Origin of the sequence: Kitasatospora sp. NBC_01266 (assembly GCF_036242395.1) — a bacterium.
In the GTDB taxonomy this organism is placed as follows: Bacteria; Actinomycetota; Actinomycetes; order Streptomycetales; family Streptomycetaceae; genus Kitasatospora.
On sequence record NZ_CP108458.1, the window covers coordinates 6,746,507 to 6,765,231 of the forward strand.

14 protein-coding genes are annotated in these 18,725 nt (G+C 72.1%); 4 read left to right on the top strand and 10 right to left on the bottom strand.

All coding sequences use genetic code 11. The annotated features are described in order from the left end of the window. Window positions 1-24 precede the first annotated feature (24 nt). Window positions 25-1,212 (top strand): CaiB/BaiF CoA transferase family protein, encoded by a 1,188-nt coding sequence (locus OG403_RS28960; protein ID WP_329569538.1) that lies wholly within the window; start codon window positions 25-27, stop codon window positions 1,210-1,212. Window positions 1,213-1,439: 227 nt separating this feature from the next. After that, a complete protein-coding gene (locus OG403_RS28965; protein ID WP_329569540.1) occupies window positions 1,440-2,393 on the top strand; it encodes a serine protein kinase RIO in 954 nt (317 codons plus the stop codon). Between the two features lie 89 nt (window positions 2,394-2,482). Here OG403_RS28965 and OG403_RS28970 read toward each other — a convergent pair whose 3' ends face one another. The 5 genes from OG403_RS28970 to OG403_RS28990 all read right to left on the bottom strand — a co-directional run bounded on the left by OG403_RS28970 (window position 2,483) and on the right by OG403_RS28990 (window position 10,782). Further along, window positions 2,483-4,570 (bottom strand): alpha-galactosidase, encoded by a 2,088-nt coding sequence (locus OG403_RS28970; RefSeq protein WP_329569542.1) that lies wholly within the window; start codon window positions 4,568-4,570, stop codon window positions 2,483-2,485. A gap of 253 nt (window positions 4,571-4,823) precedes the next feature. Further along, entirely contained in the window at window positions 4,824-7,049 is a 2,226-nt protein-coding gene (locus OG403_RS28975) for an MGH1-like glycoside hydrolase domain-containing protein (RefSeq protein ID WP_329569544.1), read from the bottom strand. 11 nt (window positions 7,050-7,060) lie between these two features. Then, entirely contained in the window at window positions 7,061-9,109 is a 2,049-nt protein-coding gene (locus OG403_RS28980; RefSeq protein ID WP_329569546.1) for a beta-galactosidase, read from the bottom strand. Window positions 9,110-9,328: 219 nt separating this feature from the next. After that, window positions 9,329-10,105, bottom strand: a complete 777-nt coding sequence (locus tag OG403_RS28985; RefSeq protein WP_329569549.1) for a VC0807 family protein — start codon at window positions 10,103-10,105, stop codon at window positions 9,329-9,331. Window positions 10,106-10,182: 77 nt separating this feature from the next. After that, window positions 10,183-10,782, bottom strand: coding sequence for a TetR/AcrR family transcriptional regulator (locus OG403_RS28990; protein WP_329569551.1), 600 nt, complete (start codon window positions 10,780-10,782; stop codon window positions 10,183-10,185). Between the two features lie 604 nt (window positions 10,783-11,386). Between OG403_RS28990 and OG403_RS28995 the strand changes: the two genes are divergently transcribed. Further along, window positions 11,387-12,607, top strand: coding sequence for a serine hydrolase domain-containing protein (locus tag OG403_RS28995; RefSeq protein WP_329569552.1), 1,221 nt, complete (start codon window positions 11,387-11,389; stop codon window positions 12,605-12,607). Window positions 12,608-12,625: 18 nt separating this feature from the next. Here OG403_RS28995 and OG403_RS29000 read toward each other — a convergent pair whose 3' ends face one another. After that, window positions 12,626-13,324, bottom strand: coding sequence for a hypothetical protein (locus tag OG403_RS29000; protein WP_329569554.1), 699 nt, complete (start codon window positions 13,322-13,324; stop codon window positions 12,626-12,628). A 163-nt stretch (window positions 13,325-13,487) separates the two neighbouring features. Beyond that, window positions 13,488-14,750 carry an amidohydrolase gene (locus tag OG403_RS29005; protein ID WP_329569556.1) on the bottom strand — a complete coding sequence of 421 codons (1,263 nt, stop codon included), beginning with the start codon at window positions 14,748-14,750 and terminating at the stop codon, window positions 13,488-13,490. A 144-nt stretch (window positions 14,751-14,894) separates the two neighbouring features. Between OG403_RS29005 and OG403_RS29010 the strand changes: the two genes are divergently transcribed. Continuing rightward, window positions 14,895-15,068 carry a thiazolylpeptide-type bacteriocin gene (locus tag OG403_RS29010; protein ID WP_266292034.1) on the top strand — a complete coding sequence of 58 codons (174 nt, stop codon included), beginning with the start codon at window positions 14,895-14,897 and terminating at the stop codon, window positions 15,066-15,068. Window positions 15,069-15,138: 70 nt separating this feature from the next. Here OG403_RS29010 and OG403_RS29015 read toward each other — a convergent pair whose 3' ends face one another. The 3 genes from OG403_RS29015 to OG403_RS29025 are packed head-to-tail and all read right to left on the bottom strand — an operon-like array spanning window position 15,139 to window position 18,721. Beyond that, on the bottom strand, window positions 15,139-17,055 hold the full coding sequence (locus OG403_RS29015) for a TOMM precursor leader peptide-binding protein (RefSeq protein ID WP_329569560.1): 1,917 nt from the start codon (window positions 17,053-17,055) through the stop codon (window positions 15,139-15,141). Continuing rightward, a complete protein-coding gene (locus OG403_RS29020) occupies window positions 17,052-17,801 on the bottom strand; it encodes an ABC transporter permease (protein ID WP_329569562.1) in 750 nt (249 codons plus the stop codon). The genes OG403_RS29015 and OG403_RS29020 overlap by 4 nt, the downstream gene beginning before the upstream one ends. Then, window positions 17,798-18,721 carry an ABC transporter ATP-binding protein gene (locus tag OG403_RS29025; protein ID WP_329569564.1) on the bottom strand — a complete coding sequence of 308 codons (924 nt, stop codon included), beginning with the start codon at window positions 18,719-18,721 and terminating at the stop codon, window positions 17,798-17,800. Before OG403_RS29025 ends, OG403_RS29020 begins: the two co-directional genes overlap by 4 nt. Window positions 18,722-18,725: the final 4 nt, after the last annotated feature.

Genomic DNA, 18,725 nt, shown 5'->3' on the forward strand with positions numbered 1-18,725 from the left:
CAGTCAAGCGCTGGGGAGGTCCGGGTGTCGTCGTTGCCGCTGACCGGCGTCACGGTGGTCGCGCTGGAGCAGGCGGTGGCCGCGCCGCTGGCGACCAGGCATCTGGCCGATCTGGGGGCCAGGGTGGTGAAGGTCGAGCGGCCCGACGGCGGGGACTTCGCCCGCGGCTACGACCGCAGCGTGAACGGGATGGCCAGCCACTTCGTCTGGCTGAACCGGGGCAAGGAGTCGATCACCCTCGACCTCAAGACGGTTGACGGCCGCGCCGTGCTCGCCGACCTGGTGGCCGGCGCGGACGTCTTCGTGCAGAACCTGGCGCCCGGCGCCGCCGCCCGGCTCGGCTTCGGTGCGGCGGCGTTGCGTGAGCGGCAGCCGCGGCTGGTCACGGTCGACCTATCCGGCTACGGCGCGGGCGGGCCCTACCAGGACAAGCGGGCCTACGACATGCTCATCCAGTGCGAGAGCGGGCTCGCCTCGCTGACCGGGCCGCCCGAGCGGGCGGCCAAGACCGGCGTGCCGAGCTCGGACATCGCGGCCGGGATGTACGCGCTGACGGCGACCCTGGCGGCGCTGGTCCGCCGCGCCGCCGGCGGGCAGGGCAGCGCGGTGGAGATCTCGATGTTCGAGGCGACGGCCGAGTGGCTGGGGCACCAGCTGCACCACACCCAGGGCACCGGCCACTCGCCCGGCCGGGCCGGACTCTCGCACCCGGGGATCGCGCCCTACGACGCGTACCCGACCGCTGACGGGCGGGAGGTGCTGATCGGCGTCCAGAACGACCGCGAGTGGTCCCGGTTCGCCGACGGCTTCCTGGCCCGCCCCGAGCTGGCGGACGACCCGGAGTGGGCCACCAACGTGGCCCGGGTGCGCCGGCGGCGGCTGGTGGACGCGTTGGTGGCGGGGCGGACCGCCACGATGACGGTGGACGAGGTGATCAAGTGCCTGGACGCGCTGGGCATCGCCTCGGCCCGGTTGAACGAGGTCACCGACCTGCTGGAGCACCCGCAGCTGGCCGCCCGGGACCGCTGGCGGCCGGTGGCGACCCCGGCAGGTGAGGTGCGCGGGCTGCTGCCGCCGTTCACCTTCGCCGGGACCGAGCTGCCGATGGGGCCGGTGCCCGCGCCCGGGGAGCACACCGAGCCCGTGCTACGCGCGCTCGGTTACCCGCCGGAGCGGATCGCCGAGCTGCGGGCGGCCGGCGCGCTCGGGTAGGTCGCCGGGCTCGGGCGGCCGCGATAAATCGGTTGCGTCCCGGGTGGCGGCCGGTAGCATTCCGGTGTTCCTGCAAGAGGTGAGAGGGAGGTGCCTTTCGATGACTGCCGCCACGACGCGGCGCGGCTTCGCCTGCGCGCCCTACGCCCCCTCTCATGATCTGCCTACCGGCTGACGACGTGCGCTGACGCACCCTCCGGTGGGCCTACCCGCAGGAGACCACCGCAGTGCGTAACCGCATCGCTGACGACCAGTCCTTCGCCCGCATCCGCTCCAAGGCGGCCAAGGGCACCGGCCGACGCAGTCTGGACGACGAGACCTACTACGAGCCGTACTTCGAGGCTGACGAGGACGCTCAGCAAAACCATTCCACTCCCGCGCGGGCCGTCGACGGCCCGCCGGAGGGCGACCGCTGGTCCACCTGGGACCAGTCCACCCCGACCGAGAAGGGGCCCGAGCCGCGCCCCGACTGGGTGGTGACCGAACTGGCCGCCGTCGACACCGAGTTCGGCATCCTGAAGACCGGCAAGGAGGCCGACGTCTTCCTGCTGGAGCGCGCCGTGCCGGGCACCGGACGTCGCACCCTGATGGCGGCCAAGCGCTACCGCGACGGCCAGCACCGGATGTTCCACCGCGACTCCGGCTACCTGGAGGGCCGCGCCCACAAGGAGTCCCGGGTCAGCCGCGCGATGGCCAAGCGCACCGACTTCGGCAAGCAGGCGATCGCCGGCCAGTGGGCCGCCGCCGAGTTCACCGCGCTCTCCCGGCTCTGGTCGGCGGGCGTGGCCGTGCCCTACCCCGTGCAGATCCTCGGCACCGAGATCCTGATGGAGTTCATCGGCGACCCGAGCGGCACCGCCGCCCCGCGCCTGGCCCAACTGCGCGCCGAGGAGAGCGATCTGGAGGACCTCTGGGCGCAACTCGGGGCGAGCCTGGCGGTGCTCGCCCGGGGCGGCTACGCGCACGGCGACCTGTCCGCCTACAACATCCTGGTCCACCAGGGCCGCCTGGTGATCATCGACGTCCCGCAGATCGTCGACGTCATCGCCAACCCGCGCGGCCGCTCCTTCCTGGAGCGCGATGTCCGCAACGTGGGCGCCTGGTTCGTCTCGCGCGGGCTCGCGGAGCGGCGGGTCGAGGAGCTGGCACGGGAGTTGGCGTTCGAGGCGCGGCTGGACTGACGGTCAGTCAGCTTGTACCGTCCGCGCCGAGCTGCGGAGATGGCGCCCGGCCGACCAGGCCGGGCGCCGAGGGGGATGCGGTCAACCGCTCAGGAGAGCAGGCTCCAGGACTGCCCCGGGGCGCTGCCGCTGGGTGAGTTGGTCACCACGGTGGACCCGGCGGTGGTGCCGGCGGTGTCCAGGGTCATGCCGTTGCCGACGTTGCTGATGACCAGTGCGCCGGTGCTGGTGTTCTGCAGCACCCGCCACTCCTGCCAGGGGTTGCCGGGCGAGTAGTTGAGCAGATAGGCGCTGTTGCCCGCGGCGGCGCCGGCGGCCAGCACGGTGTGGACCTGGGTGCCGGTGTCGCAGTTGTCGCTGATCTGGACGGTGCCGTCGGGGTTGCTGGTGAAGGTCCACTGCTCGGAGGTGTGGGTGTTCCACCAGGTGTTGATGTCCGCGTTGGCGCCCACCGCGGCGCTGCAGGTGCCGGCCACCTCCAGGGCCTGGCCGCCGGTGCCGCCGGCGCTGATCGCGTGGTACTTGCCGTCGCCGACGATGGTGGCGGGGACGGTGGTCGGCAGCGGGGTCAGGCGGTAGAGGGCGGCGGCGTGCGGGGCGAGCGTGGCGCTGATCGGGCCGGTGAAGTCGCCGGTGGCGCCGGACCACACCTCCTGGTAGGAGTAGCCGGTGCCGCCCAGGCCGAGCGCGCTGAGGCTGGTGGAGACGGTCTGGCTGTTGTTCGGGTCCTGGTTGACCAGCAGGACGGCGGTGTCGCCGTTGGCCAGCGGGCGCTGCAGCACGACCGGGGCGGTCGGCGAGTTGGGCGGGTTGCCGACCAGGGTGGCCGGCTTGGCGAGGGTGTCCTGGTCGATGGCGATCATGCCGGGGTTCTTCAGGATCGCCAGCGAGTCGGCGTTGATGCCGGTGGACCAGGTGTTGCCGTACTGGTCGGTGTGCTGGGACTGCGCGGCGGTGCGCATATCGGCGCCGGAGATCAGCGGGGCCGCCATCATCGACAGGATCGAGGTCTCGGTGCGCGACTCGTCATCGGTGAACGGCTTGTGGCAGGTGCAGGTGTCGTCCACGCCGTAGTCGCCGTCGACGTCGTTCCAGCCGGTGAACATCATGTCCATGTCGTTCCAGCTGCCGGGCCGGACATTGGCCGAGTACTGCAGCGCGGTCTGCAACTGGCCGTCGTAGAGCACGCCGTTCAGCTCGCTGTCGCGGTCGCCGCCGATCCGGCAGAGGTTGGCCACCTGGCCGCACCAGACGCCGGTCGGCGAGTAGCCGGGGGCGTCGTACTGCGGGGTGCCGGCGGCCACGATGACCGGGTCGGTGCGGGCCGGGTCGTTGGCGTTCAGCAGGTACGGGACGCCGGTGTGCACGGGCTGCGCGGAGACGCTCAGGGTGACCTTCGGGCGGCCCTGGGCGGCGGAGGCCGCGTCGAGCGCCTTCTGGAAGGTCTGCACCCGGGCGTACATCGACTCGGTGAGTTCCTTGCCCTCGCCCTGGGTGTAGTAGTTGTGGCCGTCCGGGCCGATGATCTGCGGGCCGTAGGGGCAGTCGTCGTACTTGACGTAGTCGACGCCCCAGGAGACGAAGTCGTTGGCGTCGGTGGTCTCGTGGCCCAGGCTGCCGGGGTGGCCCTGGCAGGTGGTGTAGGTGTCGGTGGCGTACAGGCCGAACTTCATGCCCTTGCTGTGCGCGTACCAGGCCAGGTACTGGATGCCGTTCATGGTCTGCCCGTTGACCACCTGCGACGGGAAGTTGTTCGGGTCCGGGGTCAGGTCGCCCGAGGTCGGGTCGTTGCCGGTGCCGTCGGTGCCGGAGACCGGGTTGCCGTTGGCGTCGTAGAGCTGCATCGAGCCGTACGAGGTCTTGACGAAGGGGGCGCTCTGGCCGCTGCGGTACGGGAGCGACCAGCCGTCGTCGATGGTGACGGTGTTGTAGCCCGCCGCCACCAGGCCGTTGGACGACATGAAGTCGATGGTGTCGACCATCTGCTGCTCGTTGACGCCGGTGCCCAGGCTGTTCCAGGAGTTCCAGCCCATCGGCGGGGTGAGGGCGTTGCCGTTGGCGAGTGCGGCGGCCGGGGGCGCGGTGGTGAGGGCGAGGGCGCCGAGTCCGGGGGTGGCGAGGGCCAGCGTCAGCAGCAGGCTGGGCAGGCGGGTGAGGCGTCGGGGTCTTACGCGCATGGGTGCGGCTCCAGGAGGGCGCGTGGAGGTGGGGGAGGTGGGGGTCGCACAGAAATACACAAGCGCCTCGGCGGATGCCGAGGCGCGGCCCACCGCTGCGGCAGCGGTACGAGCTGGGGGATCGCTGCTGCCGCCTGTGGGAGTGTAATTGCACATGCGATATGTCAACAGTCCCTATGCGGAACTTTGTTGACTCGTGATTGATTGTGTGCGGCGGGTGGGACCTGGGCGCGCCGAACCTGGGCGTGCCGGGTCAGGGCGCGCCCGGAGTGTCGGGCCCGCCGGTGTGGTCGAGCAGCGGCAGCAGGAGTGCCGCCGACCAGCTGAAGTTGCTGGAGTTGAGGCCCGCGCCGGTGAGCGGGTCGTAGTTCTCCCGGATCGGCTGGTCGCCCGTCAGCCCCTGAGCGGTGGCCAGCAGGCGGTCCAGCAGGGTGCGCGCGTCGGTGGCGTAGCCGTAGCGCTGGAGGCCGGTCAGCGCGAAGTAGGCCTGGTCCAGCCAGACCGCGCCACGCCAGTAGCCGGTGGCGTCGAAGCTCGGCGAGCTCTTCGCCACGCTCGGGAACGGCATCGCGGTGCCGAACTGCGCCGGATCGGTGAGCGCCGTCCGGATCGCCGCCGCCTGCGCGGGGGAGGCGACGCCGGTCCACAGCGGGGTGATCCCCTCCGCGCCCCGGCCCCGGCTGACCAGGCGGGCCCCGGTGTCGAGCGCGGTGTCGTAGAACCAGCCGGTCGCCGGGTCGTACATCCGCTCGCGCACCTGCGCGGCCAGCGCGTCCGAGGTGGCCTGCCAGTGGGCCGCCTCCCCGCCCCGGCCCAGTTGGGCGGCGATCAGCGCCAGGTAGTGGCGGTCGGCGGCCAGGTAGGAGTTGAGATCGACCGACTCCTGGTTGAGCGAGTAGCCGACCAGCGCGCCGGAGGCGTCGCGGTTCTCCAGGGGCGCTGTGCCGGAGGCGGCGTCGAAGCGCGGTGCGTCGTCCATGCCGCTCTCCCAGGCTGCCGCCTGCCGGATGTCCTCCGCCGTGGCGTTGCCCGGATCGACGGTGGCGCCGTACTCGGCCAGGCCGTCACCGGTGTGCTCGCGATCGCGCGTCCACCAGTCCTGATAGGCCGCCAACTTGGGGTAGAGCTCGGCCAGGAACGCGGTGTCGTGGGTGGTCTGGAAGACCTGCCAGACGGACCAGGCGGCCAGCGGCGGCTTCGAGTTGCGCTGGTTCCAGTTGCCGCCGCCGTGCGCCGGGTCGGTGTAGAAGATGCAGTCCGGGATCATCCCCGCGTCGTGCGGGTAGTTCGGATCGCCGGGCTGCACCTGGTAGTCGAACATCGCGCGGATCTGCGACTCGGCCAACCCCGGGTCGAAGACGGCGGTGCCGACCGCCTGCTTCCAGGTGTCCCAGGCCCAGCTGCCGCCGGTGAACCACTTGTAGGAGATCGACGGGGTCACCGTGTCGTGCCGCAGCGCCCCGGCGGGGCTGCGCCAGTTGGTGGTCAGCGTCTCCACCGCCTTGACCGCGAGCCGGCGCCGGTCGGCGGGCACGCTCGCGGTGGCCGCCGCCAGATAGCCGCGCCAGCGCCGGTCGACGGCGTCGGCGGCCCGCGCCACCGCCCCCGGCCGGCCCAGCAGTTCGCGGGTCGCCGCCTGTTCGCGGGCCCGCTCGGCGAGGGTGAAGGTGTAGGACTCGGTCCAGTCGACGTTCTGCCGTGCCCCGGGCGCCAGTTGGACGGGCGCGGCGGCCTCGGTGCGGTAGGAGTCGCCGCTGACCGTGGTGTTGACCGGGCGGTCGTGGGTGACCTCGAACCGCTCGGTACCGTCGCTCAGGAAGTCGTAGGTCTGCTGGACCCGGGCGAAGTCCACCGCCACCCCGCTGCCGGTGGCCAGCAGGCTGGGTGCGCTGCGCATCGGCTCGTCGGCGGGGCGCAGCAGATCGCCGCTCCAGCCGACGTCCAGGGTACGGGAGTTGGTGCCCTGGTTCGCCAGCGAGGCCTGGACCAGGGCGGTCCGGTCGCTGGTGAAGCGCAACTCCAGGGTCAGGCGCAGGCCCTGGCCGAGGTCGTAGTGCTCCTCCAGCCGGCCCGGCAGCGAGTCGAAGACCGGGGTGCCGCCCTGGGCGAGGTTCAACGGCTGGCCGTGCTCGCTGAGTTGGATCCGGGTGAAGGACTTGCTCAGCCACCACGGGTACTCGTGGGCGATGTAGAGCGGGCCGGTGAAGCCGCCGTACATCGCGCTGTCGCCGGGCGCCGGCAGGGCGTAGGCGTGCCAGGCACCCTGGTCGGCGAAGACGGTGATCGGGTTGCTGTCGGTGCCGTCGCCGGGCAGCGCGGTGTCGGGGGTGCCGTGCAGGTCCAGCACGTTGGCGTAGGCGGCGGGATCGGCGGCCGCGGCGGAGCCGGTGGTGGTGGCGCCGGCCGGGGCGGCGCAGACGGCGGCGGCCAGCAGGAGGGTGGCGGCCGTGGCCGCGGTGGTGCGGAGTAATCGTTTCATCGGAGCCTTCCTCAGGTGGCGGTCCTCGGGTGGAGCAGCACCGCGGCGTCGAGCGGGCCCAGGGTCAGCCGGTCGGCCTGGGCCGTCCCGGTGAGCAGGTCCCGGGCGCCGCGCCAGTGGTCCGGCAGCGCGACCTGCGCCGCGCGGTGGCCGTGATTGAGCAGGAAGAGATGGTCGCGGCCGTCAGGTGCCGTGCGCACGGTGGCCTCCACCTCCTCGGGGACGGTCAGCACCGGGGCGACGCCGGCGGCGGCGAGCAGCAGGTCGAGCACCGCGCCGGTGTCCGCGCCGAGGTGGCAGCCCAGGTACCAGGCGTTGGCGTGCCGGGTGACGGCGGGCCGCCCGGCCAGGGGGCCCTCGGCGTAGCGGGCGACGGGGACGGCGGCCTCGCACTCCAGCCACTCGCTCCAGAGGGTGGCGGCGAGCGTGCCGTCGCCGTCCCGCAGCTCCACCGGCACGGTGGCCCCGTCCGCCAGCGGCCAGCACTCGTCCACCACTACCCCGAGCAGCTCGCGCAGCGGGCCCGGCGCGCCGCCCGGGTGGACCTGGTCGTGCCCGTCCACCACGCCGCTGAACGGTCCGCACATCAACTGGCCGCCCTGTGCGGTGAATTCGGACAGCCACTGGGCGGTCTCCGGGCGCAGCAGGTAGAGATTGGGTGCCAGCACCGCGCGGTAGCCGCCCAGTTCGGTGCCGGGGCGGACGAAGTCCACCGCCACCGCGCGCCGGTGCAGCGCCGTGTACCAGGGCAGCAGCAGGGTCGACCAGCGCATCCGGGCCGACGGGTGCTCGTCCAGCTCCAGTGCCCACCAGGACTCCCAGTCCAGCACGATCGCCGTCTCGGCCCGCGAGCGCCCGCCCGCCACCGAGCCCAGCCGGGCCAGTTCGGCGCCGAACCGCACGGTCTCCCGCCAGCCGCGGGAGTCGGTGCCCCGGTGCGGCAGCATCGCGCTGTGGAACTTCTCGGTCCCGGCCCGCGAGGCCCGCCACTGGAACGAGAGCACCCCGTCCGAACCGCGAGCCACCGCCTGCAGTGCCCAGAGCCGGCGCTGCGCCGGCGTCTTGGGCAGGTTGACGGCCCGCCAGCTGACCGCTGACGGCGCCTGCTCCAGCAGCAGCCAGGGCGCGCCGCCCTTGAGCGAGCGCATCAGGTCGTAGTTCAGCGCCGCCCGCACCTGGGTCTGCGGATCGGCCGGGTCCGGGTAGGCGTCGTCCGAGACCAGGTCCTCCTCCTCGGCCCAGCGCCAGTAGTCCAGCGGTTTGGACATCGACATGAAGTTGGTGGTGACCGGTACCCCGGGGGAGAGTTCGGTCAGCACCGCCCGCTCCGCGCGATGGCAGGCCAGCAGCGCGTCCGAGCAGAACCGGCGCCAGTCCAGCTGCTGGGTCGGGTTGACCGGTCCGGGCGCCCGGCGCGGCGGCTCGACCTCGGCCAGCTCGCCGTACTGCTGGGACCAGGCAGCCGTTCCCCAGGCCTGGTTGAGCCGCTCGACCGAGCCGTAGCGGCGGGCCAGCCAGCGCCGGAAGTCGGCTGCCGACTCGGCGCAGAAGCACTCGGTGACGTGGTCGCCGTACTCGTTGTGCACGTGCCAGAGCGCCAACGCCGGGTGGCCGGCGTACCGCTGGGCCAGCGCCCGGGCCAGTCGCACGGCCGCCGCGCGGTAGACCGGCGAGGAGGGGCAGTAGTGCTGACGGGAGCCGAACTCCAGCCGCACCCCGTCGGCGGTGACCGGCAGCACCTCCGGGTGGGCGCGGACCAGCCAGGCGGGCGGCGAGGCGGTCGCGGTGGCCAGGTCGACGGCCACGCCGTGCCCGTGCAGCAGCTCCAGCAGCCGGTCCAGCCAGTCGAACTCCCAGCGCTCCGGCCCGGGTTGGATCCTGCCCCAGGCGAACACCCCGACCGTGACCAGGTTGACCCCGGCCTGCCGCATCAGTACCACGTCCTCGGCCCAGACCTCCTCGGGCCACTGCTCGGGGTTGTAGTCCCCGCCGTACAGCAGACCCGGCACCCGGGTCAGGTGGTGCGCGGCGGGGACACCGGACGTGGCGGGAGCGGCCACAGCTGCCTCCTGGGGCTGAGAGCGGGACGGCGGTGACCGATTTCCGTACAGCGGCACACAGAATCAAACGGAATCGGACCCGTACTCGTCAAGAGCGCGGTGCTGGGCGGCCGTTCGGAGCCGGCCCGCCCGGACGGCCCGGACAGCCCGCCCGGACAGCAGCGAACCCCGTCGAGACCGGGTCTCGACGGGGTTCGGAGTTGGTGTCCTGACGTCTGTTCAAACCTTCAGACCGTTACGGGTGATGTACCAGAAGTGGAAGCCGAACAGGCCGCCCAGTACGACCAGCCACTGCAGCGAGTTGACCAGCGGGACCGCCCCGATCGGCAGGGTGCAGGCGAAGACCACCCGGATCGCGGCGTCCAGCAGGAAGCCGCCGCCCCAGACCGCCGTCAGCAGCCGGATCTGGTGCCGGAAGACCGGCTCGGTGTGCCAGCGGTCCAGCCACACCTGGGCGCCCGCCTCGCCGATCTTCGCGGCGACGATGGAACGCGCGGCGGTGAGCATGAACGGCCGCTGGGTAGCCAGGGTGCCCAGCACCCAGAGGCCGACCACCCCGAAGAGCCAGCTGTCCCGGATCAGCAGGACCCGCGCGCTCCCGGTGACCAGCGACATCAGCGTGCCGGCCGCCAGCAGCACCAGGGTGAAGACCGGCATCACCTCGACCCGGCCGCGCTTGACCATCCCGTACACCATCCACGGCACCACCAGCACGCCGCTGATCACCAGGGCCGCCCACTGGCTCATGCCCAGGCCGGTCAGCAGGTAGTAGCCGCCCAGCGGCAGCCCCAGCTCGAAGACCAGCCCCTGGATCAGCTTCCGGCGCCCGGCTGCCGCCCTGGCCTTCGCCGCCGCGGCGTCCGGTGCTGCGGCGTCTGGTGCTGCGGCGTCCGGTGTCGCCGTGGCCTCGGGCGTCGGCTCGGCCGTCGCTGCGGTGGTCGGCTCGGCCGTCGGCGCGGTCGCGGTCCCGGCCCGGTGCTCCACGAGGTTCCCCATGACTGTCCTACCCCCAACTGAGTGATCTGTGTGACCTGCGAGAACTTCTGCCGTAGCTGTCGGGTCGCCGGCGCCCATCACGGCTCCCGGATGGTGGCGCGATCGAAGAGATCCGCCAACTCGCGCGCCAGCGGCGCCACGTCGAGATGCGGTTCGGCGTGCCAGCGCATCACCACCGCGTCGATGGCGCCGCGGATCGCGGTGACCATCACCCAGGCGTCGAACTCGCGGAACTCGCCGAGCTTCTGCGCCTCTTCCATCCGCTGCTGCTGGATGTCCATCACCGTGTGCAGCGAGTCGTGGTAGCCGTCCCAGGACGGGTCGTCGCCCCGGGTGTTGGGCAGCACCTCCAGCAGGGCCGCCAGGTGCTTGGGATAGACCGCGAGCAGTTCGATGTTGGCCTCGATGTAGGCCCGCAGCCGGCCGCGATTGCCCTCGGCCTGCTCGATCCGGGGCAGCATGTAGGCCTGCGACACCCGCATCACCTCGGCGGCGACCTCGCGCATCAGGTCGTCCTTGCCCGCGAAGTGGTACGAGATCATCCCGGTGCTGCTCAGCCCCGCCTGCTTCGCGATCTTGGCGAACGAGGTCTTCGCGTATCCGACCTCCGCGAGCACCTCGATCGCGCCCTGCACGATCTGGGTCCGCCGCGCGGACTCGGTGAAGGTTCGGCCCATCTGCCCGCTCCTTGCTTTCCCAAGCTGGTTCTTGCTTGCTCGCGCTGTTTCTTGCTTGCCTGAGCAAAACTGTAGGCCTGTTTGCTCAGGCAAGCAAGTCATGGCGGCCGATCGGATGAAGGTGCCGGATTCACGCCCGTTGAGCCCGTTGAGCCCGTTGAGCCTGCTAAGCCTGCTAAGCCTGCTAAGCCTGTTAAGCCTGTTAAGCCATGGAGAAAACGATTCGGCCGGGATCGAGATGATCCCGGCCGAATCGTCCGTGTCGCCAGGTGCCATCAAGACTGCCGCATGGCCGGGCGAACGTTCACCCCTGCTGTGGGGCGCCGCCCCCCTACCCGCCGCTGCGACCCGTGGTCGCCCTGACGCGGGACCGCCGGTTACGCCCCGGCCGCCGGCTGGTCAGGCCGGCCGCTGTGGCGCGGGGTTGCCGGCCGCTGTGGCTCGGGGGCGCGGCTCGGGGTTGCGGCCGGGAGTGGGCCAGGGTTGCCTCAGGGCCGGGTCAGGGCCTGCTCGGGGCGGATCCCGGATGGCCGGGGCGGGCGTGGCGCAGCAGACTTCTCGCTGTCACCGACCGGACCGCGAAGCACCGCCGAGGAGTACCGAGATGAGCATCACCACCGTGAACCGGCGAGCCAGGCAGCGTGGTTGGGTCGGTGCCGGTGCGGTCGGCGCGCTGGTGCTCGCCCTCACCACCGGGGTCGCGACCCAGGCCCAGGCCGCCGGCACGCTACCGCCCCCGAACGCCCAGGCTCTGGGCGCCTCGATCGCCGGCCTGCCGAACGCCCAACTGACCAGCGCGGTGGTGCTGGTGGACGGTGACAACGGCCGCTGGTCGGGCACCTCCGGCAGCGGCGACCTGGCCACCGGCCGTCCGGTGGCGGCCGACGGGCGGTTCCGGATCGGCAGCATCTCCAAGGTCTTCACCGCCACCGTGGTCCTGCAACTGGCCGCCGAGCACCGGGTGGACCTGGACGGCACCATCCAGCAGTACCTGCCCGGCGCCCTGCCCGCCTCCTACCCGCCGATCACCGTACGCCAGTTGCTCAACCACACCAGCGGCCTGCCCACCGGCGGCGACCTCGGCGGGGACGACGGCAGCGCGCAGTGGTTCGTCGAGCACAAGGACGAGAGCTGGACGCCCCAGCAGGTGGTGGCCGAGGCCGGCACCCACCCGATGCAGTTCCAGCCCGGCACCGCCCAGCAGTACAACGGCCTCAACTACTACCTGGCCGGCCTGCTGATCGAGCGGGTCACCGGCCACTCCTACGCGCAGGAGGTGACCGCGCGGATCCTGCGTCCGCTCGGGCTCCACCACACCTCGGTCCCCGCCGCCGACGACACCCGGCTGCCGCACCCGACCGCGCACGCCTACCTGACCGTCACCCGGCCGGACGGCTCCACCGAGCACGCCGACGTCACCGACCAGAGCCCCTGGCCGTGGGCGGAGGGCGGCATGATCTCCAGCGCGCCCGACCTCGACCACTTCCTGACCGCGCTGCTGCACGGCCGGCTGCTGCCGCCCACGCAGCAGGCCGAACTCTTCTCGGTGCCCGACGTGCCGAACTTCCAGAACCCGAACTGCGACATCGGCCTGACCGCCGGGCGCGCCTGCTTCAGCACCGGGCTGATGCGGTTCAGCCCCACCGCCGGTGTGGTGCTCTGGGGCAAGACCGGCAGCCGCCCCGGCTACAGCAGCGGCATCTTCGCCACCCAGGACGCGGACCGCGACCTGGTCTACTCGCTCACCCCGACCAGCCGCGACGGTGCCTCGTTCGCCGCCCAGTACAAGATCGCCAGTGCCGCTTTCGACCTGGGCGGGCACTGAGCTTCCCCGAGCGCCTGGTCAGGGGTGGTAGAGCTCGCTGATGCTGGTGATCCGGCCGGACCCGTCGACGGTGATGTCGTAGTTGTTGCCGTAGCAGGGGGAGGGGTTCCCGGTGGGGTTGTTGGTGGTGCAGTGGACGATGTGCGTCAGCAGGGTGTCGATCGAGACGTTCATGCCGCCCTCCGACGCGTACTGCCCCACCAGGTGGGCCGTGGCGCCCGGGGCGAAGGTGTACGAGCTGTTCTGGTTGACGGGCTGGTAGTAGCCGTCGTTCGGGACGTCCGGGCCGCAGACGAACTTCGTGGCGTTCGCGCCGATCCGGTCCGGATCGGCCCAGCCCACGGTGGCGTTGATCACCGTGTGGCCCGGGTGGTTGGCGTTGGCCGTGCAGTCGGCGGTCGGGGTGGTCGGGGTGGTCGGGGCGGCGGTCGGCTTGGCGGCGGGCTTGGAGGCCGTCGGCTTGGCGGACGGCCTGGTGGTCGGCAGCGCGACGGGGGTCGGCGCGTTCGCCACCGGTGCGGCGGAGGGCGCGGCGGCGCTCGGGGCACTCGGGGAACTCGGGCTCGTGCCCGGGTCGGTGTTCGTGCTCGGGCTCGCAGCCGTGCGCGCGCTGCTCGCACCCGCGCTGGGCGTGCTGTCGGGGCCGCAGGCGGTGAGCGACAGGCCCAGCGCGGCGGTCAGCAGAGCGGTGGTGGCGAGAAGTCGGTTGTTCCGCATGGTGCGTGTCCCCCTGAGGTCGAAGGGGCGGCACCTGCGGCCACCCACACCCGGGAGTACGGAGCCGCCCACTGCCCTGGTTGGGCCTGTTTCACGCCTGTGACGATCGTGGATGACCTGTGACCAAGGCCCCGAACAGGCTCGTTCCCGATCCGACCGGCCGCTACCCCAGCGCTGCCCGGGCCGCCTGTGCCATGGCCGTGATGCCGGTGCGCAGCGTCAGTCCCACGTACGGGCGGAACTCGGGGGAGTGGTTGGGGGGTAGTGCGGCGAGTTTTTCGGCGGGGGTGGTGCCGGGGGCGGCGGACCACTGCTGGGGGCCGATCATGCCGAGCATCCAGTAGGCGGTGCGGATGTCGGGGATGCCGTGCAGGTGCTGGCCCGCCGGGCCGAAGAGGGGGAAGTCCTCGGTGGCCGGTGAGGGGGGCCAGTCGGTGACCCGGGGCGGGCCGAAGGCGGTTTGGTGGGCGGTGCGGATGGTGGAAGTCAGGTCGGCGTCAGGGAGGTTGACGCCGGAGCTGGAGAGTGCTTCCACTTCCGGCTCGCGCGGGCAGCCGGAGGCCAGTGCCTCGCCCTGGGCGACGCGTTGGACGGTGGCGGTGATCCGGTCCAGGGTGTGTTCGGAGAAGGCGCGCGCGGTGACCGTGAGGGTGGCGAGGTCGGGGATCACGTTGCCCGAGCTGCCGGCTTGGAGTGAGCTGACGGTGACCACGGCCTGTTCGGCGGCGCCGACTTCCTGGTTGACCACGCCGGGCAGCCGCAGCACGATGGCGGCCGCGACCGGGACCGGGTCGATCGCCAGGTGCGGGGTGGCCGCGTGGCCGCCGCGTCCGTGGATCACCACGCGCAGGGTGCGGCTGCCCGCCGTCATCGGGCCGCCGTGGCCGTGGGCGACCAGGCCGGCCGGCAGGGGGGCGGTGTGCTGGGCGAGGACCACCGAGGGCGGTTCGAAGCGCTGGTAGAGGCCGTCGGCCAGCATCGCCCGGGCGCCCTGGAGGGTCTCCTCGGCGGGCTGGCCGACCACCAGCAGGGTGCCGCGCCACCGCTCGAGGTCGGTGGCCAGCTCGGCCGCAGCCCCGGCGGCGCAGGCCAGGTGCATGTCGTGGCCGCAGGCGTGCATCACCGGGACGGTGCGCCCGTCGGCGGCGGTGGCGGTGACCGTGCTGGCGTAGGGCAGGCCGGTCTGCTCGCGCACCGGCAGCGCGTCCAGTTCGGCGCGCAGCATGACCACCGGGCCCGGCCCGTTGCGCAGTACGCCGGCCACGCCGTGGCCGCCGATGCCGGTGGTGACTTGGTAGCCGGCCTCGGTGAGCCGGTCGGCGAAGGCGGCGGCGGTGCGCTGTTCGGCGCCGGAGAGCTCGGGGTGGCGGTGCAGGTCGAGGTAGAACTCGGCGGCCCGGGTGAGCGGGTCACTGGCGGTGGTCATCCGGGGCGCTCCGGGGCAGGTCAGTAGGGGTGGTCAGTGGGGTGCCAGTGGACCGCCCCCTGGGGTGCCAGCGGCATTTCGTAGAACTGGTGGTGCGGTGAGCGCCGGCCGCAGTTCGCTTCCCTGCACTCTGAAGGAGTTCCCATGGCTGACAACTCTCTTGCCTCCCTTGCCGAGGAGATCCTGAACCTCGAGTCGGAGACCTTCGAGATCAGCGACTACTCGGACACCAGCGAGGTCATGCTCGGCTCCTCGACCAGCTGCTCGAGCACCAGCACCTGCTCCAGCACCACCAGCACCACCAGCTGCACCGCCTGATCAAGCTTTCTGATCAAGCTTTCTGATCGAGCGGCCTGCATCACGGCTGGTTCCGCCCCGCTCCCGTGGACTACGGGAACGGGTGCGGGACCAGCCGTAGTTCGTTGTCGGTCAAGTCGGTGTCGCGCAGCCCGGCGCGGTGTTGCGCGGTGCGCAGTCGGGGCATGGTCAGGGCGCGTTGGCGGGGCCAGCCGAAGTCGATCGGGAGCAGGCCGGGGACGAGAGTGCAGACGGTGCGCAGGCCGAGTCGGGCCTGTTCGGGGGTGGTCTGGTCGACGGCGATCACGTCGTAGCCGGCCCGGGCGAGTTCGTCGCGGCAGAACAGCAGGTCGTCCAGCAGGTCGCCGGTGTCGGGCCGTTGCTTGCGCCAGTCCTGGTAGGTCTGGTCTGTGTCGCGTCGCTGGGTGGGTTCCAGGTAGCTGCGGGCGTGTTCGGCCATCTGCGGCAGGCCGAACAGCGCGGCGTGGTCGGGCAGTCGGCGCACCAGGTCGAAGTCCTCGGCCATCGCCGCCAGTTCGGCGGGACGGGCGCTGACCTGGCCGGGCAGGTGGGGGATGTAGGTGAGGATCTCGGAGACGGCCGATTCCACGGTGGCTTCCGGGTCGAAGCCGGCGGAGGCGGCGAAGGCGAGGGTGCCGGGGCCGCCGTCCTCGCGTACGGCGAGTGCGGTGACGACGGGGACGGCGAGGTCGATGCGGTTGTCGTAGGCGTGCACCCGGTAGCCCTGGAGTGCGGCCCGGTCGACCATGGCGCGCAGCGCCGGGCCGGTGTGCGCGTCGAGGTCGAGTTCGGGTAGCGGGGCGTTGCCGTACCAGGCGAGGAGGAAGGCGTCGCGTTCGATCAGTTCGAGCAGGCCGAAGAGGATCGCTTCTTCGAGGCAGCTGCCGATGGCGCAGCCGTTGGAGCATTCGAAGACGAAGTTGTCGGCGGCCATTCCGGCGCTGTAGTAGCAGAGTCGGGCCGGGACGAGGATCGGGCGCTGGTCGCGCAGTGACCAGCCGGGCACCCAGGGGATCGGGCGGTCGGGGTCGAACGGGCTGATCATCGGGTCGAGTTGGTAGGTCCGCTCGGAGTAGAGGCCGCAGTCGCGGGGGTCGAGCGCGCCGCCGGCCAGGTTGCGGTAGGAGTCGGTGAGCAGGGGCGCGGTGCGGCGGCGGTGGGTGCCGGCGTAGCGCTCCAGGCCTTCGAGGAAGGCCAGGTCGCGGCTGGTGGCGAAGGTGTTGGCCTGGCCGCTCCAGGTGACGTCGGTCAGTCCGGCGTAGCCGCGCATGAAGACGCTGCCCGCCACCGGCGCGGTGGTGGGCGAGGTGACGTCGGACCAGGTGCCCGCGCCCAGGACGCCGCAGACCGGGTTGGCCAGCGCGTCGGCGGGCAGGGCGTAGGAACTCGCGGGGCGCAGCCGGTAGTCGTCCGGGCCGGGTTTGGGTCGGGAGACCAGCGGCAGCACCGGACCCTCGCCCACCGAGGGGGTGCCGGTGGACGTGCAGGACGGGCAGAGCGGTTCGGCGAGCAGCGGCACGCTCTGCACCCGCAGGGTCTCCAGGTCGAGCCGGGAGACCTGGGCGAGCGGGCCGCCGGTACGGGCGCTGACGGCCCGCAGCAGCGCCCAGACGGCGTCCACGGCGTGCTCGGTGAGTACCGGCCAGTCCGCGTCCACGGCGGTCAGTGACGAACCCGCTTCCAGGGCTTCGCGCTCGGTGCGGCTGCGCAGCCGCTGCCAGCGCATCGCCAGGCAACTCCCGCACGCGGCAGGCGCGTCGGGCGTGCCGGGCGGGCCGCCCCAGGGGCCGATCAGGACGGCCTGCGAGCCGAGGTGGACGGTGGCTCCGGCCCGCTGCCGGGCGGCTTCGGCGGGTTCGGGGCGCAGCAGGTCGGTGCCACCGAGCACGGTCACCTCGGGCGCCGGCTGCCCGTGCGCGGCAGCCCAGGCGGCCAACTGCTCCGCCAGTCGGTCCCGGGCGGCGACCAGAATCTGACGATCAGTCATTTCGTGTTGCTCCAGCGGAAGAAGCGGGAGGCGACCAGCGCGAAGAGCAGCGCGAAGCCGACCAGTGCCACGCAGTCCAGGGCGGGGGTGCCGAATCCGCCGCGTCCGCCCATGGCGTCGGTGACGCCCTCGTCGAAGTAGCGCAGCGGCAGGACCCGGGAGAGTGAGCGCAGCCAGCCGGGCATCAGGTCGATCGGGTAGAAGGCGCCGGAGAGGAAGGCCATCGGCACCATGACGCAGTTGGCGACGGCGGCCACCGCTTCGGGGGTGTTGGCGAGGGTGCCGACCACCAGGCCGAGTGCGGCGAAGGCGGTGATGCCCAGCACCAGCACCGGCAGGGCGAGTGGCCAGCGGTCGTCGAGTCGCAGGCCGAAGGCGGTCAGTGCGACGAGGGTGAAGAGCACGGCCTGGATCAGGCCGGTGCCCAGGGCCACCAGGTAGCGGGCGCCGAGGACGGTGCGCAGTGGGGTGGGGGTGCGCCAGATCAGGCGCAGCAGGTCGTCGCGGCGCCAGTGCATCAGGGTGAACGCGACCCCGAACAGGGCGGCGTTGCCGATGCCCCAGGAGAGCACCCCGGGGGCGATGTAGTTGATGTAGGACAGGCCGCCGTTGACGGACTGGCCGTGGAAGATCAGGCCGAAGACGACGAGGAAGACCAGCGGGAAGGCGAAGGTGAAGATCACCGAGGTGCGGTCGCGGACGTAGGCCAGGTAGCTGGCCCGGGTGACGGCGGCGTAGGCGTTCACGCGTGGCGCTCCGATCCGGTGAGTTCCAGGTAGGCGTCCTCCAGGGTCGCGGTGCGGGTCTGCACCTCGGTGAGGTCGACCAGTTCGCCGAGCGCGATCAGCACCCGGTTGGCGGCCCTGGTCCAGAGCACCAGTTCGCCGCCCTCGACGGTGACCCGCTCCACCTGCGGCAGTTCCTGGGCCTGACTGACCGTCAGTAGATTTATCGGGAGGGTGAGTCGGGTGGGTGAGGCCAGGGACCTGATCAGGTTGCCGGGGCTGTCCACGGCCAGGATCTTGCCGCGCGCGATGATCGCCACTCGGTCGCAGAGCGTCTGCGCCTCCTCCAGGTGGTGGGTGGTGTAGACGACGGTGCGCCCCGCTGTGCGCAGCGTGCCGAGCACCTCCCACAGGGAGCGGCGGGCGGCGGGATCCAGGGCGGCGGTCGGCTCGTCCAGGAAGATCAGTTCCGGGTCGTGCACCAGCGCGGTGGCCAGGGCCAGGCGCTGGCGCTGGCCACCGGACAGGTCACTGACCCGGCTGTCGGCCTTCTCGCCCAACTCCACCAGGTCCAGGGCGCGTCGGGCCGCGCCGGAGTCCAGGCGGTAGAGCGCCGCGACGGTCTCCAGGTGCTCCAGTGCGCTCAGCCGGGTGAAGAAGGCGGAGGCCTGGGTCTGGATGCCCAGGCGGCGCAGCAGGGCGGTGTTGCGTGGCCAGGGCTGCTCGCCGAGCACGGCCACGCTGCCCGCGTCCGGTTTGCGCAGGCCCTCGATGATCTCCACCAGGGTGGTCTTCCCGGCACCGTTGGGGCCCAGGATGCCGAAGAACTCGCCCTGTTCGACGGTGAGGGAGACGCCGTCGAGGGCCTGCGTCTGCCCGTACCGCTTGGTTACGCCGTCCAGGGCCACGGCGGGACCGGGTCGGCTCTGCGCTGTGCTCATCTGC